The organism is Alkalicoccus saliphilus, from assembly GCF_003044065.1.
In the GTDB taxonomy this organism is placed as follows: domain Bacteria; phylum Bacillota; class Bacilli; order Bacillales; family Salisediminibacteriaceae; genus Alkalicoccus; species Alkalicoccus saliphilus.
Genome location: NZ_PZJJ01000012.1, coordinates 1 through 24,607 on the forward strand (window position 1 = coordinate 1; position 24,607 = coordinate 24,607).

At 46.2% G+C, this 24,607-nt stretch carries 23 protein-coding genes; 19 read left to right on the forward strand and 4 right to left on the reverse strand.

Annotation, left to right across the window (positions count from 1 at the left end; translation table 11 throughout):
- From C6Y45_RS17850 to C6Y45_RS08705, 3 genes are all read right to left on the reverse strand, one after another.
- Positions 1-237 (reverse strand): hypothetical protein (locus C6Y45_RS17850; RefSeq protein WP_218017806.1); only part of this gene is annotated, 237 nt, incomplete at its 3' end.
- 103 nt (positions 238-340) lie between these two features.
- Positions 341-1,852 (reverse strand): phytoene desaturase family protein, encoded by a 1,512-nt coding sequence (locus tag C6Y45_RS08700; protein WP_107584837.1) that lies wholly within the window; start codon positions 1,850-1,852, stop codon positions 341-343.
- Positions 1,853-1,901: 49 nt separating this feature from the next.
- On the reverse strand, positions 1,902-2,447 hold the full coding sequence (locus C6Y45_RS08705; protein WP_107584838.1) for a methyltransferase family protein: 546 nt from the start codon (positions 2,445-2,447) through the stop codon (positions 1,902-1,904).
- Between the two features lie 517 nt (positions 2,448-2,964).
- Between C6Y45_RS08705 and C6Y45_RS08710 the strand changes: the two genes are divergently transcribed.
- From C6Y45_RS08710 to C6Y45_RS08740, 7 genes are all read left to right on the forward strand, one after another.
- Positions 2,965-3,990 (forward strand): tetratricopeptide repeat protein, encoded by a 1,026-nt coding sequence (locus C6Y45_RS08710; RefSeq protein WP_107584839.1) that lies wholly within the window; start codon positions 2,965-2,967, stop codon positions 3,988-3,990.
- A gap of 107 nt (positions 3,991-4,097) precedes the next feature.
- A complete protein-coding gene (gene trxB, locus C6Y45_RS08715) occupies positions 4,098-5,066 on the forward strand; it encodes a thioredoxin-disulfide reductase (protein ID WP_107584840.1) in 969 nt (322 codons plus the stop codon).
- Between the two features lie 303 nt (positions 5,067-5,369).
- Entirely contained in the window at positions 5,370-5,864 is a 495-nt protein-coding gene (locus C6Y45_RS08720) for an NUDIX hydrolase (RefSeq protein ID WP_107584841.1), read from the forward strand.
- 5 nt (positions 5,865-5,869) lie between these two features.
- A complete protein-coding gene (gene rapZ, locus C6Y45_RS08725; protein WP_107584842.1) occupies positions 5,870-6,769 on the forward strand; it encodes an RNase adapter RapZ in 900 nt (299 codons plus the stop codon).
- A complete protein-coding gene (locus C6Y45_RS08730) occupies positions 6,766-7,710 on the forward strand; it encodes a gluconeogenesis factor YvcK family protein (protein WP_107584843.1) in 945 nt (314 codons plus the stop codon). Before rapZ ends, C6Y45_RS08730 begins: the two co-directional genes overlap by 4 nt.
- 23 nt (positions 7,711-7,733) lie before the next feature.
- Positions 7,734-8,675, forward strand: coding sequence for a DNA-binding protein WhiA (gene whiA, locus C6Y45_RS08735; protein WP_107584844.1), 942 nt, complete (start codon positions 7,734-7,736; stop codon positions 8,673-8,675).
- A gap of 146 nt (positions 8,676-8,821) precedes the next feature.
- Entirely contained in the window at positions 8,822-9,079 is a 258-nt protein-coding gene (locus tag C6Y45_RS08740; protein ID WP_107584845.1) for an HPr family phosphocarrier protein, read from the forward strand.
- 96 nt (positions 9,080-9,175) lie between these two features.
- On the opposite strand, the gene clpP is transcribed toward C6Y45_RS08740, so the two are convergent.
- A complete protein-coding gene (clpP, locus tag C6Y45_RS08745; RefSeq protein WP_107584846.1) occupies positions 9,176-9,766 on the reverse strand; it encodes an ATP-dependent Clp endopeptidase proteolytic subunit ClpP in 591 nt (196 codons plus the stop codon).
- 331 nt (positions 9,767-10,097) lie between these two features.
- Between clpP and rpoN the strand changes: the two genes are divergently transcribed.
- The 12 genes from rpoN (at position 10,098) to rnr (ending at position 24,581) form a co-directional block, all read left to right on the forward strand.
- Positions 10,098-11,420, forward strand: coding sequence for an RNA polymerase factor sigma-54 (rpoN, locus tag C6Y45_RS08750; protein WP_160058258.1), 1,323 nt, complete (start codon positions 10,098-10,100; stop codon positions 11,418-11,420).
- Between the two features lie 29 nt (positions 11,421-11,449).
- Positions 11,450-11,689 (forward strand): glutaredoxin family protein, encoded by a 240-nt coding sequence (locus tag C6Y45_RS08755; protein ID WP_107584848.1) that lies wholly within the window; start codon positions 11,450-11,452, stop codon positions 11,687-11,689.
- A 145-nt stretch (positions 11,690-11,834) separates the two neighbouring features.
- Entirely contained in the window at positions 11,835-12,860 is a 1,026-nt protein-coding gene (locus C6Y45_RS08760; RefSeq protein WP_107584849.1) for a sugar-binding transcriptional regulator, read from the forward strand.
- Positions 12,861-12,980: 120 nt separating this feature from the next.
- Positions 12,981-13,988, forward strand: coding sequence for a type I glyceraldehyde-3-phosphate dehydrogenase (gene gap / locus C6Y45_RS08765; RefSeq protein ID WP_107584850.1), 1,008 nt, complete (start codon positions 12,981-12,983; stop codon positions 13,986-13,988).
- Positions 13,989-14,269: 281 nt separating this feature from the next.
- Positions 14,270-15,454 (forward strand): phosphoglycerate kinase, encoded by a 1,185-nt coding sequence (locus C6Y45_RS08770; RefSeq protein ID WP_107584851.1) that lies wholly within the window; start codon positions 14,270-14,272, stop codon positions 15,452-15,454.
- A gap of 24 nt (positions 15,455-15,478) precedes the next feature.
- Positions 15,479-16,237 carry a triose-phosphate isomerase gene (gene tpiA / locus C6Y45_RS08775; RefSeq protein ID WP_107584852.1) on the forward strand — a complete coding sequence of 253 codons (759 nt, stop codon included), beginning with the start codon at positions 15,479-15,481 and terminating at the stop codon, positions 16,235-16,237.
- Positions 16,230-17,801: a 2,3-bisphosphoglycerate-independent phosphoglycerate mutase gene (gpmI, locus tag C6Y45_RS08780; protein ID WP_107584853.1), complete on the forward strand. Its 1,572-nt coding sequence runs from the start codon at positions 16,230-16,232 to the stop codon at positions 17,799-17,801. Before tpiA ends, gpmI begins: the two co-directional genes overlap by 8 nt.
- Before the next feature lie 5 nt (positions 17,802-17,806).
- Positions 17,807-19,090 (forward strand): phosphopyruvate hydratase, encoded by a 1,284-nt coding sequence (eno, locus tag C6Y45_RS08785; RefSeq protein WP_107584854.1) that lies wholly within the window; start codon positions 17,807-17,809, stop codon positions 19,088-19,090.
- Positions 19,091-20,343: 1,253 nt separating this feature from the next.
- On the forward strand, positions 20,344-20,574 hold the full coding sequence (secG, locus tag C6Y45_RS08790) for a preprotein translocase subunit SecG (protein ID WP_107584855.1): 231 nt from the start codon (positions 20,344-20,346) through the stop codon (positions 20,572-20,574).
- Between the two features lie 154 nt (positions 20,575-20,728).
- Positions 20,729-21,493, forward strand: a complete 765-nt coding sequence (locus tag C6Y45_RS08795) for an alpha/beta hydrolase (protein WP_107584856.1) — start codon at positions 20,729-20,731, stop codon at positions 21,491-21,493.
- Positions 21,459-22,205, forward strand: coding sequence for an alpha/beta hydrolase (locus C6Y45_RS08800; protein WP_107584912.1), 747 nt, complete (start codon positions 21,459-21,461; stop codon positions 22,203-22,205). The genes C6Y45_RS08795 and C6Y45_RS08800 overlap by 35 nt, the downstream gene beginning before the upstream one ends.
- Positions 22,206-22,250: 45 nt before the next feature.
- Positions 22,251-24,581: a ribonuclease R gene (gene rnr, locus C6Y45_RS08805; RefSeq protein ID WP_107584857.1), complete on the forward strand. Its 2,331-nt coding sequence runs from the start codon at positions 22,251-22,253 to the stop codon at positions 24,579-24,581.
- The last annotated feature ends 26 nt before the right edge of the window (positions 24,582-24,607 follow it).

Sequence of the window (24,607 nt, forward strand, 5' to 3'; positions counted from 1 at the left end):
CGAAGGAATGTGGGCACACGATGCCAAGAGACATGGGAGGGTGCGTTCCCCTGATACCAGCAGAGATACCTCCTGCGAACACAGGAAGAATTGGAAGTATTTTAACAGACTCCCTACGCAGCGCGTCTCTGACTTATCCATTATTTTCATCAAATGGTTATTTGTGTTCTGCTTCATAAAGGAGGAAAGCTCAAAAAATTTTTTTAAAGAGAAAAAACAGGTCATAAACCCTGCCATATCAATCTTTCCCGAGGGAGTCGCCTGCTGCAGCTCCAGCAGGAAAACAAAAAGCTGTTCCGGAAACTATCCGGAACAGCTTTTTGTTTTAATGAGAAAAATGTTATTCTGCTTTTTTCTTTTGACTTTCGCGGTCTTCTTTAATAAGGTCAGCGGTCAGCTGGCCGGAGAGGGTTACCATTGGTACACCGCCGCCCGGATGGGTTGAACCGCCGCTGAAATAGAGATTTTCGTAAAGGGAGCTTCTTGCCGGAATTTTAAAGCCGCCGTTCGTACCTTTATCTGCGGCAATGCCGTAAATAGAGCCACCGTTGGAACCATACAGTTCCTCAATAGTGTCCGGTGTAAATTCATATTCGAATTCAATCGATTCACGAAGGCCGTTCAGCCCCATTCTCTCCAGCTTATCAAGGACGACCTCCCTGTAATTGTCCCAGTCAGCTTTTTTCTTCAGCGCGGTCTTTGGCGGGACGTGGGTGAGAACGAAGAGGTTTTCCTTCCCTTCCGGAGCTTGCGAAGGATCGGACTTAGCAGAAACTCCAATATAAATCGTCGGATCATCAGCGGGCACTCCTTTCTCAAATATCTGTTTAAACTCTTTTTCCGGATCTTCTGAAAAGAAGAAATTATGATGGTCCAGCTCTGGAAATTTCCGGTTTGTTCCGAGAAGAAGCACCGTCCCGGAAACGGTTGGGCTGTATTTTTTTGTAAGGGACTTCAATTCTTTCTTTGTACGGCCCGTATTCGGGAGAAGGGTTTTATAGGCCGGAATGGCTTCCAGGTTGGAAACAACAACGTCTGCCGGATAATGGTCTCCTGCTTCTGTAACAACACCGGCTGCTTTTCCATTTTCAATATGGATATGGGAGACAGGAGTGCTTGTCTTAACTTCTGCCCGCAGCTCATCCAGTACTTTCTGCATCCCGAGAGCAATGTTGTACATACCACCTTTGACGTAGTGAATGCCAAGACCGAGCTGTACGTAGACAAGCTGGTTCAGAATGGCAGGGGACTGATATGGATTGGAGCCCACGTACATCACGAAAAAATTAAACAGCTGTTCGAGATGCTTGTTGTTGAAATGTTTTTTCGTGCTGTCCGCTACTGTATGGAAAGGATCCATCGCCATCAGTTCTTTCAATGTGTGCTGCTGCTTCAGATCTTTTAAATCGGCGATGCTCGTTTTATAGAAGCTTTTCATACAGAGTTCGTACATTTCTTCGGAATAGGTTAGAAATCTCATGAATGAGCCGCCGGGATCATCTTTCACTTTGCGCATTTCATTTAACATTTCCGGTATATCAGACGATACGTTGATCGATGTGCCGTCTTCATAAAAAGTCCGCCACTGTGGTTCAATCCGGACGATGTCCATGTAGTCGTCGACATTGCGGTGAACGCTTTTAAAAAGCTGTTCGAGCACCCAGGGCATAGTAAGAATGGAAGGGCCGGTGTCGAACGTAAATCCTTTACCGCTGCGGCGGTTCAGCTTGCCGCCGATATTTTCGTTTTTCTCAAGTACGGTTACATCATAACCGTCCCCGGCTAGACGAACAGCGGCCGACAGCCCCCCGAGTCCTGCTCCGATTACTACTGCTTTTTGTTTAACTGTCATTGTAAGCACCTCCAAATAAATTAAAACGGCTGGTTAAACCGCTGTGCTGCTAATAAATAAAAGGGACAAGGCGGTATCTTGTTTTCAGCCATTTTTCGTAGGAAGGGCCGAAAGACTGGATAAGCATCTGTTCTTCCACGCGGATGCGCCGCATAAGAAAAGGGAGGAAAAAAACAGCAGTGAGAAGAATTCCTGCCCAGCTTCCCATGTAAACAGCAAAACCCGTAACAATACTGAAAAGTCCTGTGTATAAGGGGTGTCTCAGTCTTCGAAAAGGGCCACTGCTGACAATCCTGTCTCCTTCACGCACCTGCACATCCCTTGTGAACTGCCGGCCGAGATGTATAATCCCCCAGTAGCGGAGAAAAATACCCGCGCCGTATAATAAAAGACCGGCTGTCATAAGGAAAGTTGAAGAAAATACTGCAGTGCCTGTTTCACGGCTGAGCACCGAAACAGCAGCTATGGAAGCTGTTGCTGCCATCAGCCACGGAAACGATGATGCTTCGTCCCCGTCTCCACTGAGCCGGCTTCTGAAAATAAAGAATTCCAGAATCCAGAGAATTGATAATGCCGTGAAAAAAATATCGAGCATACTCCATCCACCGCCTCCATTGCTTTATGTAGTCCGTCTGTAGATGCTGCATGGTCCCCGCAGGCCGATGTAACTTCCGGCAGCTTTAGAAAATACAGAGTATTCTGCGGAAAACGTTTCTCTTTAGTATACCCTGCACTGGACAGTGATAACCCTGAAACTGGAATGTAAAGTTTGAGCTGCAAAACGATTGGAAACAATAGGAAGGTCCATTGTGAGCGTTTCGAGTGCATGTTATACTTCTATAGGGCAAAAATGATGTCTCTTTTTCCGTAATGTGTTACCATGCATTGTCTCTCCGGAAAATACCGTTTAAGGGAAGAGCATCGAAATCATTTACAGTTTATTCATCCCAAAAGAAAGAATGCTGTCATTACAAACAGCAGGTATGTTCTTTTTGAGAAAAAAGATAAACAGGTATAATGGGTAAAGCGATTCTGCTGCTGAAGCAGGTTTGGACTTATAAAAAGATGATAAAACAAAGGGGTAATTGTAAGGGAATGGAGGATTTTAAAGCATGAATGATGTCCAGGAAAACAAGGCCGAAGTAATTCCTTTTATGCAGGAAGGCAGCTTTTTTTATAAAAAAGGAATAGAGGCTTATCAAAATAAAAAGGTGGACCGTTCTCTCCACTACATTAAAAAAGCGATTCAAATGGAACCGGAGGAACCTGTATTTCTCTGTCAGATGGCTATTGTTCTATCTGAGGAAGGGGATTATGAGGCTTCCAACCAGTGGCTGAACAAAATTAAGAATGATGTCGATCCTTATATGAGTGAATGCTACTTCTTTCTTGCCAACAACCAGGCCCATACCGGAGAGTTCCAGGAGGCGAAAGAAAACGTGGAAACCTACCTGGAAATGGATCCTTCCGGAGATTTTCAGGAGGACGCCGAGTCTCTTCTGCTGCTGCTCGAATCAGAGCTCGGCAGCACAGATAAAAGAAAAGAGAGCGATGATCCTTTTTATTCAAAAGCTGTTCTTCTCCTGCACGAAAATAAGCTGGAGGAAGCAGAAGAAGAAACAAGAAAATTAATTGCTGTCGAACCTGAGGCGTGGGATTATTATGCACTTCTTGGAGAAACTCTCTGGAAACAGGGAAAACAGAAAGAAGGCGGGCGGATTCTTCAGGATCTTCTCTTAAAAGAGAACCCACCTTTAGCAGCTTATTGTCAGTACGCAGTCTTTCTCGCGGCAACAAATAGTGACCAGGCTGCTGCATGGGCGGATATGTTGAAGCAGATTCATCCATTGAACACATGGGAAAGGTATTTGACCGGCAGAGCTTTATATACGGCTGGAGAATATGAAGCATCCTATCAGCTTTTGAAAGATGCTGTGCCGCCGGATCATCCAGTGTATGTCCACCAGCTGGCGGTAACGGCATCCAGAAGCGGCCGGTTTGAAAGGGCAGCACAGCTGTGGAACCACCTTGTCAGACTTCAGCCGGAATACCGGGAGAAAGCCCTGGAGCTGGCAGCACGAGCAGAAAAATCTCTTGTTCCGGAAGAACAGGACAAGGATTGGATGCTTAAACGATAAAGCAAATATAATGCAAGCAGATTAATAGACTTCTTCTTCTGTGGTGCGTAGGATAAAAGATAGAGATTTGACAAACTTATGAAAGATTTTATTAGGAGTGTGACAACATGGGTGAAGAAAAAATTTATGATGTGGTAATTATTGGTGCTGGACCTGCAGGAATGACTGCCGCTGTTTATACTTCCCGGGCCAACCTCTCTACAGTCATGCTGGAGCGGGGGATGCCCGGCGGACAAATGGCCAATACGGAAGACGTGGAAAACTATCCGGGTTACGATCATATTCTCGGACCTGATCTGTCCAATAAAATGTTCGAACATGCAACGAAGTTCGGGGCAGAGTACAAATATGGAGATGTAAAAGAAATTATCGACGGCAAAGAGTTTAAAACAATTGTGACAGGAAGCGGAGAAATTAAAACGCGTTCCATCATTATTACGACAGGTGCCGAATATAAAAAACTTGGTGTACCGGGTGAAGAGGAGCTTGGCGGCCGTGGTGTTTCCTACTGTGCCGTGTGTGATGGAGCCTTCTTCAAGGAAAAAGAACTGGTAGTCGTCGGCGGAGGGGATTCTGCAGTAGAAGAAGCTGTTTATCTTACCCGGTTTGCAAGCAAAGTAACCGTAGTTCACCGCCGGGGAGAACTGCGCGCTCAAAAAATTCTTCAGGACCGTGCTTTTGCCAACGACAAAATTGACTTTATCTGGAATCATGTCGTCAAAGAAATTAACGAAGAAAACGGCAAAGTGGGAAGTGTCACGCTCGTAAACAAAGAAGACGGAAGCGAGCGGGAATTCAAAGCCGACGGAGCATTTATCTACATCGGCATGCTTCCTCTGAACACTCCATTCCTTAATCTGGGGATTACAAACGACGAAGGGTACGTTGTAACAGATGAAGGCATGGCAACGGATGTGCCGGGTATTTACGCTGCGGGGGATATCCGTGATAAATCGCTACGTCAGATTGTAACAGCAACCGGTGATGGAAGCGTTGCTGCCCAGGGCGTCCAGCACTATGTAGAAAACCTCATGGAAGAACTTGAAGCAGGTAAGGAAAAGAAAGAATCTGTTTAATCATCGGGGCCGGTAGATCTCTGTACTGATTTAAGGGGACTGCGGCTCCCGGCCCTGCCGAAGAAAGTCGTTGAAGCGGAGGAGGGGGTCTAAAGTAACGGGTTCTTAATCCCCTTGTAACCTGTACGAAATAAAAGTACTATATACTTTAAGATAGTAATTGACCCCCCTTTTATATGTTTCCTGCGCGGCCTCCCCCTTCAGGCCGTGCCTTTTTTTGTGCCGTTTTCCCCTCTTTTTCCTAAGTGCAGCTTTTGTAGTATACTGGAAACAGATTTCAAGTCAGAGAAAGAGGTGGATGGAATGCAGCGGGTTACGAACTGTGTGATTCAATATGAAGGCCGGATTTTACTGCTGAAAAAGCCAAGAAGAGGCTGGTGGTATCCTCCGGGAGGGAAAATGAAGCACGAGGAGCTTCTTCCGGAAGCGGCTGAAAGGGAAGTGTATGAGGAAACGGGACTGACCGTACGCAAACCGGAACTCCGGGGTATTTTGACACACCTTGTTCTGGATGAAGAAACATATCTTGAAAAAAGAACGATGTTTTTATTCGAAGCACATTCATTTAATGGTACAGTCCGTCAAAAATCGCCGGAAGGCGAACTTGCCTGGATTTCTGCGGACGAACTGAATACACTGGAAATGGACGAAGCGGACCGTACAGTAATAAAAAGCATGCTGGAAAACGAAGGAATGCTTTACGGTACTTTTATTTATGATAACCACCGGAGTCTGCAGAGCTATAAGCTGGAGATTAACGGACGGCGTATACAGCAGGGATATGATGGGGGAAGGTGACTCTTATGGAAAGCACTTCATTAGATAACGAAGAAATAGAATTAGTTATTATTACGGGTATGTCGGGAGCAGGAAAAACAGTAGCAGTACAGAGTTTCGAGGATATGGGCTATTTCTGTGTAGATAACCTTCCCCCGGCGCTCATTCCTAAATTTATCGACCTCGTGGAAAATTCGGATGGTTCCATGCAGAAAGTAGCACTCGTTATTGATTTGAGAGGAAGAGAATTTTTTGATCAGCTTTTTGAAGCTATCAATATTGTCGCCGAAGAATCAAAAGTAACACCGCGTATTCTCTTCTTGGATGCTGAGGACGAAACACTCGTCCAGCGCTATAAGGAAACGAGAAGGTCTCATCCATTATCTGATAATAACTCACCTCTGGCAGGTATTCAGGCAGAAAGAGAAATGCTGGATGACCTGAAAGGCCAGGCACAGGTAATTATCAATACAACGGGCTTGAAGCCTCTGGAGCTTAGAGAACGCATTTTAAGCCATTTTGCCTCCGATCAGAAAGAAACGTTTCACGTTCATATTCTCACTTTCGGATTTAAGCACGGACTGCCGATCGATTCCGATCTAGTATTTGATGTCCGTTTTCTGCCGAATCCGCATTACATTGATCATATGCGTCCGCAGACCGGATTGGATAAGGAAGTATCCGATTATGTTTTAAAATGGGGAGAGACAAAAAAGTTCATTGAGAAACTCGATGATCTTCTTCAATACATGCTTCCTCATTACCAAAGGGAAGGAAAGAGCCAGCTGATTATTGCAATAGGATGTACCGGTGGAAAACATCGTTCTGTTACTCTCGGGGAATATTTTCAAAAAAGACTGTCAAACCTCGGCTACCGGACATCTGTCACACACCGCGACGTAGAAAAAGGCAGGAAGGAAAAATGAAGAGGGCCAACGTTTGCGTAATAGGCGGTGGAACCGGTCTTTCTGTTCTCCTTCGTGGTTTAAAAACGTTTCCAGTCGACATTTCGGCCATTGTTACTGTCGCTGATGACGGGGGAAGTTCAGGGCGGCTCCGTAAAGAATTGAATATTCCTCCGCCGGGGGATATAAGAAACGTTCTTGTCGCTTTATCGGAAGTGGAGCCGCTGGTGGAAGAGCTATTTCAGCACCGTTTTGATGACGCCGCCGGTCTGACAGGGCATTCCCTCGGGAATCTGCTGCTTGCAGGAATGAGCCGGATTACGGGAGATTTTGCCCAGGGAGTGCAGGAGATCAGCCGGGTGCTCAACGTGAAAGGGAAAGTCATTCCTGCATCCAACGATCATATAACGCTTTCTGCGGAGTATACAGATGGGTCTATTGTACGGGGAGAATCGAATATTTCGCTTGCCGGCAAGCCGATACGAAGAGTTTATCTGGAACCTGAGTCGCCCCGTCCCATGCCCGAAGCGGTTTACGCTCTGGAGCAGGCCGATCTGATTGTCCTCGGACCCGGCAGCCTTTATACTAGTATTATTCCCAGTCTTCTCGTTCCGGGTATGAAAGAAGCCCTTTTAAATTCCAAAGCGAGAACGGTTTACATTTGCAATGTTATGACCCAGCCGGGAGAAACAGATAATTACAGCGTGGCTGACCATATTCAAGCTATAAACAACCACGCAGGAGGAAAAGTGGTCAATTCTGTTCTTATAAACAGTCAGAAAGTACCCGGCGATTTTGCAGCTGTATATGAAGAGCAGGGAGCATCCCCTGTAGTGGTGGACGAAGACAGGCTGATACGGATGAATGTGCAGATTATCGCGGACGAGCTCGTAACAACGAATTTTGGAGCAGTCCGTCATGATGCAATGAAAGTCTCTCAGCGGCTTGTGTCATTATTGTAGCGAAACAGAGGGGAGGGACTACTATGTCGTTTGCATCCATGACAAAAAAAGAATTAACGCAGCTGGAATCGGACGACTGCTGCATGAAAGCAGAGCTGGCTGCGCTCGTAAGAATGAATGGAGCAGTGTCTCTCAGAAACATGCAGGTATCTCTTGATATCCAGACAGAAAACGCTGCGATAGCAAGAAGAATTTATACACTTTTGAAAAAAATCTACGATGTACACGTAGAACTGCTTGTGCGTAAAAAAATGAGACTGAAAAAAAACAATGTGTACGTGGTCCGTTTGTCACGGGGAGCAAGAGAAATTCTGGAATCTTTAAAAATCGTCGATGAATCGTTTGCTTTCACGAGGGAGATCGATAAGGAACTGCTGCAGAACACCTGCTGCAAAAGAGCCTATCTAAGAGGAGCTTTTCTTGCAGGAGGTTCAGTAAATCATCCAGACACCGCCTCGTATCATCTGGAGATATTTTCTTTTTACGAAGAGCATACCCGTTCCTTAATTAAGCTGCTGGAAGAGTTCGATCTTCCTGCCAAGATGATTGAACGGAAAAAAGGCTTTATTCTCTATCTGAAAGAAGGCGAAAAAATCAGTGATTTCCTGAACGTGATTGGGGCACATCAGGCCCTTCTCCGGTTTGAGGATACCCGGATCATGAAGGATATGAGAAATTCTGTGAACCGGCTTGTGAACTGCGAAACGGCTAATTTAAACAAAACTGTCGGCGCTGCAATGCGTCAGGTGGAAAATATTCGTTTTATTCGTGATGAAACCGGGCTTGAGGCCCTGCCTGATAAATTGCAGGAAGTGGCAGAGCTCCGGATTGAGCATCAGGACATTACCCTGAAAGAACTCGGGGAAATGCTTAAAGGCGGCCAGGTGAGCAAGTCCGGAGTAAACCACCGCCTGAAAAAGATAGAAGAATTTGCTGATAAACTCCGGTCAGGGGAAAAGGTTTGATTCCCCTGACCTCCATTCTTCAAAAAATGAAAGCGTTTCTATTAATATGTACTGAAGTCCGGTGCTTCCAGAGCCTGCGTAAAGCTCTGCCGGCGTTTGGAAAAAGCGTTCATGAAAATTAACAAACATACAGGAGGAGATAAGGAATGATCGAAAAAACAGTTACCGTAAAGCGTCGGGCCGGACTGCAGGCACGGCCGGCAGCATTATTTGTTCAGGAAGCAAATAAATTTAATGCAGATATTTTTATTGAAAAAGACAACAAAAACGTGAACGCAAAAAGCATCATGGGTATTATGAGTATTGCGGTGGGAGCGGACAAAGAGATTGTAATTAAAGCAGATGGTCCTGATGAAGAGGAAGCGATGAGCGCACTTGTTTCTTTTGTGGAGAAAGAAGAATAGCGGGGCGGATACATACTTATCCGGATCTGACTGCAGCTTGTTGTTTCAAAAAAAGCCCCGGCATATTTTCGCCGGGGCTTTTTATAATGGTGCAGATTAAACTTTCTGGGACTTGTCCATTACTTCATCAATAAGGCCGTAGTCTTTTGCTTCCTGAGCACTCATGAAGTTGTCGCGGTCTGTGTCCCGGCTGATTGTTTCAATTGTCTGGCCGGTACGTTCCGCCAGAATTTCATTCAGCTTTTCACGCATACGGACAATACGCTTCGCGTGAATTTCGATGTCAGAAGCCTGACCCTGAGTACCGCCGAGCGGCTGGTGGATCATAACTTCACTATTAGGGAGGGCGTAACGCTTACCGGGCTCGCCGGCAGCAAGAAGGAAAGCTCCCATGGAAGCCGCCATGCCGATGCAGATAGTCTGCACGTTTGGCTTAATAAACTGCATTGTGTCGTAGATTGCCATCCCTGCGGAAATCGATCCTCCCGGGCTGTTGATATAAAGAGAAATATCTTTATCCGGATCGTCTGCTGTCAGGAACAGCAGCTGGGAAACGATAGAGTTGGCAACGTTATCGTCAATTCCGGAACCGAGCATAATGATCCGGTCTTTCAGGAGACGTGAATAAATATCATAAGCACGCTCTCCACGGTTTGTCTGTTCAATAACTGTAGGTACTAAGTTCATGAATAATCCTCCTCTTATTTTAGCGGAATCGCGGTTCATTTCATTTATACAGAAGCGCACCGTTATGTACATATCATAACGTTAAAGGTCAATGAAGGTCAAATATTTTACCGGTGATTTCTGAATAGAAAAAAACCTAAAAGCTTACCGCTTTTCCAGGATGGGTCTATTTTGGTCCACTACTATCTATTCGCCGGCAGAGAGGGGGAATCCTTCCGCGGAAAATACAGAGATACCATTACTCATGATAACCGTTTCTTCAAAAACTCAAACACTATATATATGATAAAATAGAGAATAACGAATCGAACGGATGAGGGGGTGTGCACACATGAATATGGATTTCAGTCTTATTCAGCAGCAGTCGATGAAACTTGTAATGACAAACGAACTCCGGCAGGCTATTACGATGCTTCAGTATTCCGTTCATGAACTTCAGGATTACCTGCAGGAACAGCAGCTGGAAAATCCGCTTATTGAGCTTCAGGAACCGGAAAACAGCGGAACGTCCGGCGAAAAAATCCTTTCCGGCTCCTACAACTCCCAGGAGCATTCGTTGTCACCTCTCGACTTTTTGACTAACGAAGAAGAAGGCCTGCAGGATTACCTGCTTTCCCAGCTGCGTATTCAGCCGCTGGATAAACTCATGTATTCTACTGTTTCCTACCTTGCACTCAGCACGGATGAAAATGGATATCTTGCGCACTCTCTTGAAGAGCTTGGAGAAGCACTCGGGGAGCCGCTCGACCGGATGGAAGAAGGGCTTGCTCTGCTTCAGAGCCTGGAGCCTTCCGGAGTTGGAGCCCGGTCCTTAAAAGAATGTCTTTTAATACAGCTCCGCCACACGCCTGTAGAAGATCCCCTTGCAGAACATATCGTCGAGAAGCATCTGGATCTTCTGGCACGGAAGCAGCTGAAGCAGATAGCCAGGGAGGAAGGTGTTTCTGTCGTAGATGTTCAGCAGGCGGCAGACTTTATTCAGACCCTCAATCCTAAGCCCGGAGCAGCTTTTTATCAGGGGCCGGCAGAGTATATTACACCGGATGCTGTTATTGAGAAAACTTCTTCAGGGTGGACCGTGAGTCTGAATGGAGCGGGACTTCCGCAGATGAAAATGAACCGCGAGTACGAGCAGCTCCTGCAGAAAGAAAAAGAAGACGTCCAGCAGTACTTGAGGCAGAAGCAGGAGCAGTTTGAATGGATTAAAAAAAGTATTGCCCAGCGGCAGGATACCATTCTGCGTGTGACAAAAGCGATTGTAGAACACCAGCATGACTTTCTCGAAAACGGCCCGGAATACGTAAAACCGCTCACCCTGCGGATGATCGCCGAAAAACTTGAGATTCATGAATCCACGGTTTCACGTGCCGCTACGAGAAAATATGTTCAAACGCCGCGCGGACTGTTTGAACTCAAGTATTTCTTCCAGTCGGGAATTCAACGTCAGGCGGGGGAGGATCAGTCAGCTGAGAGAGCCAAAATATATTTGAAACGGCTGATTGACGAAGAAAAGAAACAAAAACCCTGGTCTGATCAAAAACTATCCGCCCTTTTGGAAGAAAAACATCAAATCAGTCTTTCCCGGCGCACGGTAGCTAAATACAGGGAGGAAATGCACATTCCATCCTCCTCAAGACGGAAAAGATATGAGTAAGTACATCTGCTCAAAAGAAGGAGGCCTGCATGAAAGTTTATTTCTATACGAAGGAGCATTGTCCTCTTTGTGATAAAGCATTCGAAAAACTGAAAATGGTCCAGGAAGAGATGCCACTGGAAATCGAAGTTTACGATATTTATAAACGGGAAGATTTACTGGAGAAGTATCAGATCCGCATTCCCGTAGTGGAATCTGACGCCGGAAAAGTAATTGAGGAAGGTATCGTTACGTATGGCGGCCTGATTTCCGGACTTAAAGAAAATTAGTTGCTTAATGAAAAATTACTTGGTAAAATGGAGGTGTAAGAAAAAAGCTTGCACCTTCTACAGGGCTTATTTTTTTAAAATAAGTGGGACACAATTTGTCTAATGGGGACGATTTATGTCCCTGGCAGTGCTGAGGAGGCTGGACATGAATACGCTTTTGGATCTTCAAAAAAAGCTTCTCCCCGACCTGGTAGAGGTGATGGGCGTGCGTTACCGCATTCTCCGTTATATCCGCCTGATGCAGCCTATTGGAAGACGGACTCTGGCTTCAAACCTGAACATGTCGGAACGTGTGCTGCGCGGAGAAGTCACCTTTTTAAAGGAACAGGGGCTCGTAACTTTTCAAGCGAGCGGTATGCTGCTGACTGAAGACGGAGAGAGGCTTCTCGGACAGCTGGAAGCCGTCATGAAAGATGTCTTTAATACGAGTACAATGGAAGAAGAACTTCAGGTGAAGCTTGGAGTAGAGGAAGTCCATGTCGTCCCGGGAAACAGCGATTCCTATCCGTGGGTGAAAAAAGAACTTGGACGTGCCTGTGTCAGCGTAATGAAACGCCGTCTGCAGCCGTCCGATAATATTATCGCCGTAACGGGAGGCACATCCATAGCTGCGGTGGCCGAAATGCTCGTCCCGGATTCCGACTTGAAAAAGTCCATGTTCGTCCCGGCGAGAGGGGGACTTGGAGAGCAGGTTGAAAATCAGGCCAATACGATCTGTGCCACGATGGCCCGCAAAGCGATGGGTTCCTATCGGCTTCTTCACGTGCCGGATCAGCTTAGTAAGGAAGCTTACGATTCGCTTATCAGCGAACCTTCCATTCAGGCTATTCTGCGTCTGATTCATTCAGCAACGATGGTCATTCATGGTATTGGTGACGCCCGGACAATGGCAGAACGCCGTAACACGCCGGATGACGTCATGAAAAAACTTGAACAGGAACGGGCACTGGCAGAAGCATTCGGTTATTATTTCAACGGGGACGGAAAAATTATTCATAAAGTACTGACAATAGGACTTCAGCTTGAAGACCTCCAGAACATTCCGGCAATTATTGCTGTAGCGGGCGGAGCATCTAAGGCAGAGGCAATAGAAGCCTATATGAAAACCGGCCCGAGTCAGGTTCTCGTAACCGACGAAGGAGCAGCGGAAGCGCTGCTCGCAAAAGTTTAAGTTTAATTATGGCGGGGAACGTCAATATAACTCCCTGCGGGGAATTTTAAAGAAGCTGTAAGTTCAAGGGATTTTCCCTTTGAAATATATTTTTTCACCTAACTTAAGGAGGAATTTATCATGGCAACAAAGATTGGTATTAATGGTTTTGGACGTATTGGACGAGTTGTATTCCGTCAGGCAATGGCAAACCCGAACGTGGAAGTTGTAGCTGTAAACGACCTTACAGATGCTAATATGCTTGCACATCTGCTGAAGTACGACACAGTTCAAGGAGAGCTTGACGTAGAAGTATCTGTAAATGGCAGTAACCTTGTAGTAGACGGTAAGGAAATTACAGTACAGGCGGAAAAAGACCCGGCTGACCTTAAATGGGGCGAGCTCGGCGCTGAAATCGTTGTGGAATCTACTGGTATCTTCACGAAGCGTGATGGAGCTGCGAAGCACCTTGAAGCTGGAGCGAAGAAAGTAATTATTTCTGCCCCTGCTCAGGAAGAAGACATTACGCTTGTAATGGGTGTAAACGAAGATAAGTATGATGCAGCTAATCATCACGTTATCTCCAACGCGTCATGTACAACTAACTGTCTTGCCCCATTCGCAAAAGTTCTTCACGACAAATTCGGACTAAAGCGCGGTATGATGACTACTGTTCACTCTTACACAAATGACCAGAACATTCTTGACGCTCCTCATAAAGACTACCGTCGTGCACGTGCCGGAGCGGAAAACATCATTCCAACATCTACCGGTGCTGCGAAAGCTGTGTCCCTTGTCCTTCCAGAACTTAAAGGCAAGCTCAACGGTGGGGCGATGCGTGTACCAACTCCAAACGTATCTCTCGTTGACCTTGTAGCTGAGCTGGATCAGAACGTTACGGCTGACGATGTGAACGCAGCATTTAAAGAAGCTGCTGAAGGCGACCTTAAAGGAATTCTTGGATACAGCGAAGAGCCTCTTGTTTCCAAGGACTACAACGGTAATGTGTATGCTTCTTCCATCGATGCTCTTTCAACAATGGTTATGGAAGACAACATGGTAAAAGTAATTTCCTGGTACGACAACGAAACAGGCTACTCCGCGCAGGTAGTACGTCTTGTAGAGTATGTAGCTAAGCAGGGAGTTTAATTAAAAGGTAATATTCCATCCTGAACGACCCTTTAGGAGGCGGGCCCAACGTGTCCTGCCTCCTTTTTAATTTTTAGTGCCGAATTACACAGAAAAGTAGAGAGCTTTAAAAAGTTTCAAGGTTTTCTCTGCGGGAATCTTCTTTAATAATGGCTATGTTAAAGCTCCAGGTTGATAGAAGGATTTCTGCGGCTTTTTTCACCTGCCGCAGAGTTTTTCTCAACAACGAACATTGACAGAGCCTCAGCAACAGAAACTTATATCCTGAAGGAGGTAATTTCATGAACAAGCAATCCATTCGAGATATCGATGTAAAAGGAAAACGTGTTTTCTGCCGTGTTGATTTCAACGTGCCGATGAAAGACGGCGAGGTAACAGATGACACACGTATCCGGGCGGCACTGCCTACGATCCAGCTGCTGGCCGATAAGGGAGCAAAAGTAATTCTTGCGAGCCACCTTGGCCGTCCAAAAGGCGAGGCAGTGGACGAGCTGCGTCTGGATCCAGTAGCAAAGCGCCTGAGCGATCTCCTGCATAAGGAAGTACAAAAAACAGATGCGGTCTATGGAACGGAACCGAAAAGAGCCGCCGACGGGCTGGAAGAGGGCGGTATTCTTCTTCTGGAAAACGTCCGGTTTGAAGCTGGTGAAGAAAAAAATGACGGAACGCTTGCTGCGCACTTCGCAGACCTTGCAGATGTTTACGTCAATGATGCATTTGGAGCAGCTCACCGTGCTCACGCGTCTACTGCAGGAATTGCAGAGCACCTTCCAGCCGTGGCAGGACTTCTGATGGAAAAAGAACTGGAAGTTCTCGGCAAGGCAATGGAGTCTCCTGAACGTCCGTTTACAGCGATTATCGGTGGGGCAAAGGTAAAGGATAAGATCGGTGTTATCGATAACCTTCTTGACAAGGTGGACAACCTTATCATCGGAGGAGGCCTTGCCTATACGTTTGTGAAAGCCCAGGGATATGAAGTAGGGAAGTCTCTTCTTGAAGAAGACAAAATTGATCTGGCAAAGCAGTTTATGAAAAAAGCTGAAGAAAAAGGCGTGAAATTTTACATGCCGGTGGATGTTACCGTAGCTGACGATTTTGGTGAAAATGCGAACACACAGGTAGTGCCGATTGATTCTATCCCGGCAGACTGGGAAGCTCTGGATATCGGTCCTGAAACGATTGATATTTACAGAGACGTAATCAAAAACTCCAAGCTCGTTATTTGGAACGGACCAATGGGAGTATTTGAATTCGAAAAATTCGCCCGGGGAACAATCGGTGTGGCAGAAGCACTCGCAGAAGCAGAAAGTACGTATACAGTGATCGGCGGGGGAGATTCTGCTGCAGCTGTTGAAAAATTCGGATTTGCTGACAGAATGAACCATATGTCCACCGGCGGCGGAGCTTCCCTCGAGTTTATTGAAGGCAAGGAACTCCCTGGTGTAAAAGCACTGAACGATAAATAATTTCATTAAAGGAGGAAGATATATATGCGTACACCAATTATTGCAGGTAACTGGAAGATGAATAAAACAAAGGAAGAAGCGGTTTCTTTTCTTCAGGAAGTAAAAGGAAAAGTACCATCCGGCGAAAAAGTGGAAGCAGTTGTCTGTTCACCTGATCTGTTTCTTGATGCCCTCGTGCAGGAAGCAGAAGGAACAGAGGTGAAAATCTCCGCTCAGAACATGCATTTTGAGGAAAAGGGAGCCTTTACCGGTGAAACAAGTCCGAAAGCGCTGAAAGACCTCGGTGTAGAGTATGTTATTATCGGGCACTCAGAGCGCCGTGACATGTTTGGTGAAACAGATGCATCTGTCAATCAAAAAGTACACGCAGCGATTGATCACGGCTTGACGCCAATTGTCTGTGTCGGTGAAACGCTGGAAGAGCGGGAGTCCAACAAAACGAGTGATGTTGTTACGCGTCAGGTGAAGGAAGGCCTGAAGGATCTCACAAAAGAACAGGCTGCTCTTGTCGTTGTAGCGTACGAGCCGGTATGGGCGATCGGAACAGGAAAAACTCCGACAGCGGAAGAAGCAAACGAAACGTGCGGAGTAATCCGCGAGGCTCTTGCCACTGCCTTCTCCAGAGAAACAGCAGAAGCGGTCCGTATTCAGTACGGCGGAAGCGTTAAGCCGGCGAACATTAAAGAGATGATGAGCCAGTCGGATATCGATGGCGCACTTGTAGGCGGGGCAAGCCTGGAAGCAGAGTCATTTCTTCAGCTTGTGGAGGGCGGAAATGAGTAAGAAACAGCCCACTGCTTTAATTATTCTCGATGGGTTTGCCCTGAGGGAAGAAACGGACGGCAACGCAGTAGCTCAGGCAGAAAAGCCGAATTTTGACCGCTATTGGAGCACGTATCCGCACGCCACCCTGCAGGCATGCGGGCTGGCGGTCGGTCTTCCGGAAGGACAGATGGGGAACTCAGAAGTAGGTCACTTAAATATAGGTGCCGGACGGGTCGTTTACCAGAGCCTCACCCGGGTGAATCTTTCCATTGAAGATAAATCGTTTTTCGAAAATGAAGAATTCAAAGGTGCAATGGAGCACGTCAAGGAAAAAGGGACTGCCCTACACCTTTATGGCCTCGTTTCAGACGGCGGTATCCACAGTCATATTAAGCATCTTTTTGCACTCCTTGAGATGGCAGCAAAAGAGCAGGTTGAAAAAGTATATGTTCACGCTTTTCTTGACGGCAGGGATGTTGGACCGACAACAGCCCAGACGTATCTCGATCAGCTTGAGAATAAAATGAAGGAGCTCGGTACCGGTCAGCTTGCGACGGTACAGGGGCGCTACTACGCGATGGATCGTGACAAACGCTGGGACCGCGTGGAGAAAAGCTATCGTGCGATGGTTTATGGAGAAGGAGAAAAATTTTCTTCTACCAAGGAAGCTATTGATGCTTCCTATGAAAAAGAAATTCACGATGAGTTTTTCCTTCCTTCAGTAATTACAAAAGAAGACGGGGAAACACCCGTCGGTACGATTCAGGATAATGACGCAGTAATTTTCTTTAATTTCCGTCCGGATCGTGCGATTCAGCTGTCTGAAGTTTTCACTAAGGACGAATTTGTCGACTTTGAACGCGGGGAGCGCCATCCGGAAAATGTCCATTACGTAACGCTCACCCAGTTCAGTGAATCTATTAAAGGAAAAGTTGCTTTTAAGCCGACGAGCATGGAGAAAGTGCTTGGAGAAACAGTGGCCGATGAGGGGCTCAACCAGCTGCGTATCGCAGAAACAGAAAAGTATCCGCACGTCACTTTCTTTTTCAGCGGCGGCCGGGAAGCAGAATATCCCGGCGAGGAACGTATTCTGATTGATTCACCGAAAGTAGCCACTTACGACCTGAAACCGGAAATGAGTGCCTATGAAGTAACGGATGCTCTATTGGAAGAAATCCGGCAGGATAAACATGACATGATCATTTTAAACTTTGCCAATCCGGATATGGTTGGACATTCAGGAAAAATAGAACCGACCATTAAAGCAATCGAGGCAGTCGATGAATGTCTGGGGAAAATCGTTGATCTGCTCGAAGAAAAAGGCGGCAAAGCGATTATTACGGCCGACCACGGCAATGCGGATGTGCTGAAAATGGAAGATGGTTCACCGATGACGGCTCATACGACAAACCCAGTTCCGGTTATCGTCACAGATAAAAATGTGGAGCTTCGGGAAGACGGCGTTCTCGGAGATCTTGCACCGACGATGCTTGATCTGATGAAAGTAAACCAGCCGGAGGCAATGACCGGAAAATCCCTGATAAAATCAAAAAATAAACTAATCTTTTTGAAGGAGTGTTGATCATTATGACAATTATTACAGACGTATATGCCCGCCAGGTACTCGATTCCCGGGGAAATCCAACAGTGGAAGTAGAAGTTCATACCGAAAGCGGTGCTTTCGGCCGTGCGATCGTACCAAGTGGTGCATCAACTGGTGAATATGAAGCAGTAGAACTTCGCGACGGAGGCAGTGCCTGGATGGGGAAAGGCGTAACGAAAGCAGTAGATAACGTGAATGATGTTATCGCTCCTGAACTTGTAGGTTTCGATGCACTGGATCAGCTCGGTGTCGACCAGCTGATGCTTGACCTTGACGGCACCCCGAACAAGGAAAAGCTCGGTGCCAATGCGATCCTTGGTGTTTCCATGGCAACTGCCCATGCGGCAGCTGATGCGCTTGGAGTTCCACTGTACGTATATCTCGGCGGATTCAGTGCAAAAACACTTCCGACACCGATGATGAACATTCTAAACGGCGGTGAACATGCGGACAACAACGTGGATATTCAGGAATTCATGATTATGCCTGTCGGTGCGGATACGTTCTCTGAAGCTCTGCAGATGGGGGCGGAAATCTTCCACAACCTGAAGAAAGTATTGAGCTCAAAAGGCTACAATACAGCTGTAGGAGACGAAGGCGGTTTTGCACCGAACCTCGGCTCCAATGAAGAAGCACTTGCTACGATCATTGAAGCAGTAGAAAAAGCAGGATATAAGCCGGGCGAAGAAATTCAGCTCGCGATGGACGTAGCTGCTTCTGAAATTTATGAAGACGGTAAATACAACCTTAAAGGGGAAGGCGTTGTTAAAACGTCAGACGAAATGGTCGACTTTTATGCGGACCTCTGCGACAAGTATCCGATCGTTTCTATTGAAGACGGTCTGGACGAGAATGACTGGGATGGCTTCAAGAAACTTACGGACCGTCTTGGTGACAAAGTACAGCTCGTTGGGGACGATCTTTTCGTTACGAACACGGAAAAGCTTTCCCGTGGAATCGAAGAAGGAATCGGTAACTCCATCCTTATCAAAGTGAACCAGATCGGTACACTGACAGAGACGTTTGATGCCATTGAAATGGCGAAGCGTGCGGGTTATACAAATGTCATTTCCCACCGTTCCGGTGAAACTGAAGATGCAACGATTGCAGATATTGCTGTTGCGACTAATGCCGGGCAGATCAAAACAGGTGCTCCATCCCGTACAGACCGCGTAGCGAAGTACAACCAGCTTCTCCGCATCGAGGATGAGCTGCAGTATGTAGGTCGTTATGCCGGGAAGACAGCCTTCTACAACCTGAACAAATAATTTTATTACAGAGCCGTCCCTGAACCAGGGGCGGTTTTTTTAGTTTTGTTTTCATTAATAGTAAGCCTTCGCCTCCATGGGGACGCTTTCCGGGCGGGAAGGCCTCAGCTAATTTCTGCTGCTTGAGGCAGGAAGAAATGGATCTTCAGCTCTTCCTTAATCGCCTCGGAGTCACCCCATTCCGACTTCGGCTTTCGACGTTGAAAGCTCCGTTACATCTAGATGATGACATCTGAATAAAAAGGAGAGCGAACGTACTGGGATAATTTCGAGAATACGCAGAGTTTGAAGCTGTACAAAAGATAATTTCACAAAAAATTGACTGGACAAGTATTAGATAGACCCTTTCACTGCTTTATCTTCTAAGGAGTCAATTTTCCATGAAATCTTTGAGCATTAGTTAGCTGTTATTACGGAATAATTATATTTCTTATTCAGATTAACAGGAAGGAAAGTTAAATTAATATTAAACAATCAAGTTATTACGTTCTCTAACTAAAAAGAGAAACTAAAACATGAGTGAAGAACTGAAAGTCTTTGAAGAGAAAATAAATAAAATAGGTGGGGCTGAAAGAGATTAAGTGTATAAAAATGGTTATTGGCATGAAACATTCCATATATTTGGGTCTGTTAATTTTCGTGTTGATAACAATAGGAAAAACTTCGGCCCGGCTCTACCGTGGAAGAGATATGAAGTTAGCACTCCGTGCTCTACTCCGACCTTTTTCTTACACTCGCGTCCGCCGATTTTCGATTCGTTTTTCTATCCGCTGTAGGAGACATGGAGGGACTCCGGAGCGATCAAGGCCGAGCCGAAGATCCATTCTGACCGACAAAAAGGAGGGCAGAATTAGCTGAGACCGGCCCGCTCGGAAAGCCTCTCCATGAAAACGAAAGCGAACATCCCTCTTTATTTTTTAAGTTAGTCTGAATATTTATTGCAAAAAAATAATAATGTCTTCGCATGGATAACAGATGATTAAAACGTAAGACGATGGCTCCGGAGGATCAGAGAAAAAAGCCGCTCGGAAAGTTACTGCCGGACGACAGAAAAAGAAGCATGAAAACTTCATTACAAAGCAATGAGCAGTTGTAAAAAGGTTATTCCCCTGCTTACTTTTTTGCGGATTTTCTTTTAAACGACAGCTGCCGCACCATTTCCAGAAGAATCCCGGACCCTCTTGCAACGGAGAAAATTTCGTGTTATATTTTCACAAGGTATAAACGTTCGTTTTATTTAAGGGGTGTGTCTGTTGGAACAAATTCTATCTGTATTGCTGGTTATTGTAGCCATTCTGCTGATTACCGTAGTACTGCTTCAGTCCGGCCGGAGCGCGGGACTTTCCGGGGCGATTTCCGGAGGCGCGGAGCAGATGGTTGGTAAACAGAAAGCAAGAGGACTTGAAGCTGTACTGAGCCGTGCAACGGTAGTACTAGGAGTGCTGTTTTTTGGATTTGCACTCTGGCTTGGTTACTTTATGTGATAAGAATGAGGGAAGCAGCAGACAGCCATCTGCTGCTTTTTTGTGTATAAAAAACAGGCGGAGAATTCACCCCGGAGAACCCGGTTAACGAGGAGGTAATTCGGGAATAATGTAAAGAGCCAGGGACAAATACAACAGGAACAGGTGATGAAAAATGATTGGCTGTTTGATTATACACGGCTTTACTGGTGCCCCGAAGGAAGTAGAAGACATCCAGAACCATTTTGCCGGAGAATCCTGGCTCGTCTACACCCCCGAACTCCCCGGTCATGACGGGACGAGAGAATCGATGCGCGACGCCGATTACCGGGCATGGGTGTATAAAGCACAGGTGGCCCTGGAAGAACTGATGAAACGGTGTGACGAAGTATATATTATCGGTTTTTCCATGGGAGGAGTCATTGCCGGCTATCTGGCCGCCAGGTACCCGGTAGACAGACTTGTATTAATTTCCTCCGCCGTTTTTTACCTGAACCCTAAGCAGATTGCCGAAGACCTGAAAGGATGGTTCCTCGAAGGAATACGCGGGGAACTGGATCAAAACGACATATACCGGTTTTACCGGGAAAAAATTAGAAGAACCCCGGTATCCGCAGCGGTGGAATTCACTAAACTAGTAAAGAAACTGCGTCACGCCCTGAATGATATTAATGTCCCGACGTTAATTGTCCAGGGGGAAAAAGACGGGCTTGTGCCGGTCCGAAGCGCAGAATATATATATGAACACATCCGCTCGGAAGATAAAGAAATTTACTTTTTTGAGGAAGCAAAACACTATATATGGTACGGCAGCGATAAAGAAGCTTTTTTAAAAAAGCTTGATTCTTTTTTAAAGACTCCTGCCGGTTCCGAAAATGATGATAAAAGGAGCAGAAAACGTCATGATGAAGATAGCGCAGCCGAAACCATTCACTTTTGAAGGGGGACCGAGAGCGGTTCTTCTTCTGCACGGATTCACTGGAAACTCTGCGGATACGCGAATGCTTGGAAGATATTTGAACAAGCGCGGCTATACGTGTCATGCACCCCATATGAAAGGCCACGGGGTGCCGCCGGAGGAGCTTGTAAAGGCCGGTCCGGAAGACTGGTGGAAGGACGTTCAGGAAGCATACGATTATTTGAAAGAGCTCGGACATGAAGAAATTGCTGTCGGCGGACTTTCCCTCGGGGGTGTATACTCCTTGAAACTCGGGTACACGAAGCCGGTGAAAGGTCTTTTTACTATGTGTTCACCGATGATACCCCAGGACGAAGATAAACTTCGCAGAGGAGTCGCAGAATACGCTGAAAAATATAAGCGTAACGAGCAGAAGTCCGACGAACAGATAAAAGAAGAGATGGAAGCCTTTGACGGAACACAGATGGACACGATCCGCCGCCTGATTGACATGAACCAGGATGTGCGGAAACATATCGATACGATTTATGCGCCGACGTTTGTTGCGCAGGGAAGCAAAGATGATGTTATCGATACAGAGAGTGCCAATATTATTTATGACTCAGTAGAAGCAGAAGAAAAATATATAAAGTGGTATGAAGAATCAGGCCACGTAATAACACTTGATAAAGAACGAGACCAGCTGAATGAAGACATTTACGAATTTCTTGAAGGACTGGACTGGAGCGAATAACTGTCCATCCCATGAAGGGTCTCGTATACAGAAAGGAGACCAGTAATGCAGGAACTTACAAAAGACCTCATTATGGAAATAATTAAAGGAGCGGATAAACCGCTTTCCATGAAAGATATAGAAGCAGAGGCAGGCCTTGAGGATGCCGAACGTTTTAAAGAAGGCATGAAACTGCTGAACGAGCTTGAGGAAGAAGGAGAGCTCGTAAGAACAAGAACGAACCGTTACGGTATTCCGCAGAAGATGAACTTGATGCGGGGAGAAGTAATCATGAATCCAAAAGGGTTTGCCTTTATAAAAACAGACGACCAGGAAGAGGATATTTTTGTCGCACCGGGCGAATTAAACGGGGCGATGAATAAGGACAAAGTACTTGTACGCCTGCAGCAGGAATCGGGAGGCGCCCGTCAGGAAGGAACAATCATCCGGATACTGGAGCGTGGAACAACACAAACAGTCGGTACGTTCAGTGATGACAAATATTTTGGATTCGTTATCCCTGATGACAAGCGCATCCCTTCCGATATTTTCATTCCGAAAAACCAGACACTTGGGGCTGTAGACGGCCACAAAGTTGTTGTGGAAATAACCAAATATGCAGAAGGACGCATGAATGCAGAGGGGCATATATCAAAAATTCTCGGCCATAAAAACGATCCGGGAGTAGATATTATATCTGTTATTCATAAACACGGACTTCCGGGAGAATTTCCGGATGATGTGATCGAGCAGGCTAACGGGGTGCCGGATGAGATTGACCCGAAAGATCTGGAAAACCGCCGGGATCTCCGGGAGGAAACGATCGTTACGATCGATGGAGCGGATGCGAAGGATCTGGATGATGCCGTTCAGGTGAAACGACTTGATAATGGGAATTATCTTCTCGGAGTACACATTGCAGACGTTTCCCACTATGTCGGTGAAAATTCCCCGATTGACCGGGAAGCTTATGAAAGAGGAACGAGCAGCTATTTAGTGGACCGGGTCATACCGATGATTCCACACCGCCTCTCCAATGGCATCTGTTCTTTGAATCCGCAGGTGGATCGCCTGACGCTCTCCTGTGATATGGAAATTACACCTCAGGGGGAAGTCGTTAACCACGACATTTACGAAAGCGTCATCCGGACGAATGAGCGGATGACTTATACGGACGTCCGTAAAATTTTAGAAGAAGAAGACGAGGAAGTAACAAAACGCTACGAGTCTCTCGTTCCTTTCTTTAAAAATATGGAGGACCTTGCAGCGATACTCCGCAAAAAACGTTTCGACCGGGGAGCCATTGATTTTGACTTCAAGGAAGCCCAGGTGCTCGTGGATGAAGAAAGTAATCCTGTAGATGTTGTTATCCGTGAAAGAAGTGTAGCCGAACGGCTGATTGAAGAATTTATGCTTGCTGCAAACGAAACGATAGCCGAGCACTTTCACTGGATGAAGCTTCCGTTTGTTTACCGTATCCACGAAGATCCGGATGAAGCGAAGCTGAACCAGTTTCTCGAGTTCATTACGAATTTCGGTTACGTAGTAAAAGGAACTTCCAACTCTGTTCATCCGAGGGCGCTGCAGGAACTGCTGGAAAGTGTTAAAGGAGAATCAGAGGAAACGGTAATCAATACGATGATGCTCCGTTCGTTAAAACAGGCAAAATATGATCCAGGAAACGTCGGCCACTTCGGTCTGGCAGCGGAATTCTACACGCACTTCACGTCACCGATCCGCCGGTATCCGGACCTCATCGTCCACCGTCTTATCCGAACCTATTTGATCGAAGGGAAAACAGGCAGGAAGACCGTGGAAAAGTGGGAGGAAAAACTTCCGGAAATAACAAAGCACTCCTCGGAAATGGAACGCAGGGCAGAAGATGCTGAGCGCGAAACAGATGAGCTTAAGAAGGTTCAGTATATGGAAGATAAAGTCGGCGAGGAATATTCGGGCATTATAAGCAGTGTGACAAATTTTGGACTGTTTGTACGTCTGCCGAATACGATCGAAGGACTCGTCCATGTCAGCTATTTGACGGACGACTATTATCATTTCGACCAGTCCAATTATATTATGACCGGCGAGCGTACTGCCAATACGTTCCGTATCGGCGATGAAATTGAAGTCCGCGTGGCGAACGTCAACGTGGATGAGCGGGTTATTGATTTTGAAGTAATTGGTATGAAGCCGCGTAAAATCCGCCGGAAAGAAACGCCGCGGGTTATTGAAACAAACAAAGGTGAAGGAAAAGCAAAAAAAGAAAAGAAGGAAAAAGGAAAAGGCATCGATCTGAAGCAGGGTAAAGAAGGAAAAGGACCGAAGAAAAAGAAAAAGAAAGCTTTTTACGAAAATCTCCCGAAAAAGCAGCGTAATAAAGCGAAAAAGAAAAAATAGGGAGCATAGGGACCGGTGCTTCCGGT

Bases quoted from the DNA above. Each gene is read 5' to 3' on its own strand.
- C6Y45_RS08770 (WP_107584851.1), top strand. From the start codon at position 14,270: ATGAACAAGCAATCCATTCGAGATATCGATGTAAAAGGAAAACGTGTT.
- trxB (WP_107584840.1), top strand. From the start codon at position 4,098: ATGGGTGAAGAAAAAATTTATGATGTGGTAATTATTGGTGCTGGACCT.
- C6Y45_RS08740 (WP_107584845.1), top strand. From the start codon at position 8,822: ATGATCGAAAAAACAGTTACCGTAAAGCGTCGGGCCGGACTGCAGGCA.
- whiA (WP_107584844.1), top strand. From the start codon at position 7,734: ATGTCGTTTGCATCCATGACAAAAAAAGAATTAACGCAGCTGGAATCG.
- C6Y45_RS08710 (WP_107584839.1), top strand. From the start codon at position 2,965: ATGAATGATGTCCAGGAAAACAAGGCCGAAGTAATTCCTTTTATGCAG.
- C6Y45_RS08800 (WP_107584912.1), top strand. From the start codon at position 21,459: ATGAAGATAGCGCAGCCGAAACCATTCACTTTTGAAGGGGGACCGAGA.
- clpP (WP_107584846.1), bottom strand. From the start codon at position 9,766: ATGAACTTAGTACCTACAGTTATTGAACAGACAAACCGTGGAGAGCGT.
- eno (WP_107584854.1), top strand. From the start codon at position 17,807: ATGACAATTATTACAGACGTATATGCCCGCCAGGTACTCGATTCCCGG.
- C6Y45_RS08730 (WP_107584843.1), top strand. From the start codon at position 6,766: ATGAAGAGGGCCAACGTTTGCGTAATAGGCGGTGGAACCGGTCTTTCT.
- rnr (WP_107584857.1), top strand. From the start codon at position 22,251: ATGCAGGAACTTACAAAAGACCTCATTATGGAAATAATTAAAGGAGCG.
- C6Y45_RS08700 (WP_107584837.1), bottom strand. From the start codon at position 1,852: ATGACAGTTAAACAAAAAGCAGTAGTAATCGGAGCAGGACTCGGGGGG.
- rapZ (WP_107584842.1), top strand. From the start codon at position 5,870: ATGGAAAGCACTTCATTAGATAACGAAGAAATAGAATTAGTTATTATT.
- C6Y45_RS08795 (WP_107584856.1), top strand. From the start codon at position 20,729: ATGATTGGCTGTTTGATTATACACGGCTTTACTGGTGCCCCGAAGGAA.
- C6Y45_RS08705 (WP_107584838.1), bottom strand. From the start codon at position 2,447: ATGCTCGATATTTTTTTCACGGCATTATCAATTCTCTGGATTCTGGAA.
- C6Y45_RS08720 (WP_107584841.1), top strand. From the start codon at position 5,370: ATGCAGCGGGTTACGAACTGTGTGATTCAATATGAAGGCCGGATTTTA.
- C6Y45_RS08755 (WP_107584848.1), top strand. From the start codon at position 11,450: ATGAAAGTTTATTTCTATACGAAGGAGCATTGTCCTCTTTGTGATAAA.
- gap (WP_107584850.1), top strand. From the start codon at position 12,981: ATGGCAACAAAGATTGGTATTAATGGTTTTGGACGTATTGGACGAGTT.
- gpmI (WP_107584853.1), top strand. From the start codon at position 16,230: ATGAGTAAGAAACAGCCCACTGCTTTAATTATTCTCGATGGGTTTGCC.
- tpiA (WP_107584852.1), top strand. From the start codon at position 15,479: ATGCGTACACCAATTATTGCAGGTAACTGGAAGATGAATAAAACAAAG.
- C6Y45_RS08760 (WP_107584849.1), top strand. From the start codon at position 11,835: ATGAATACGCTTTTGGATCTTCAAAAAAAGCTTCTCCCCGACCTGGTA.
- rpoN (WP_160058258.1), top strand. From the start codon at position 10,098: ATGAATATGGATTTCAGTCTTATTCAGCAGCAGTCGATGAAACTTGTA.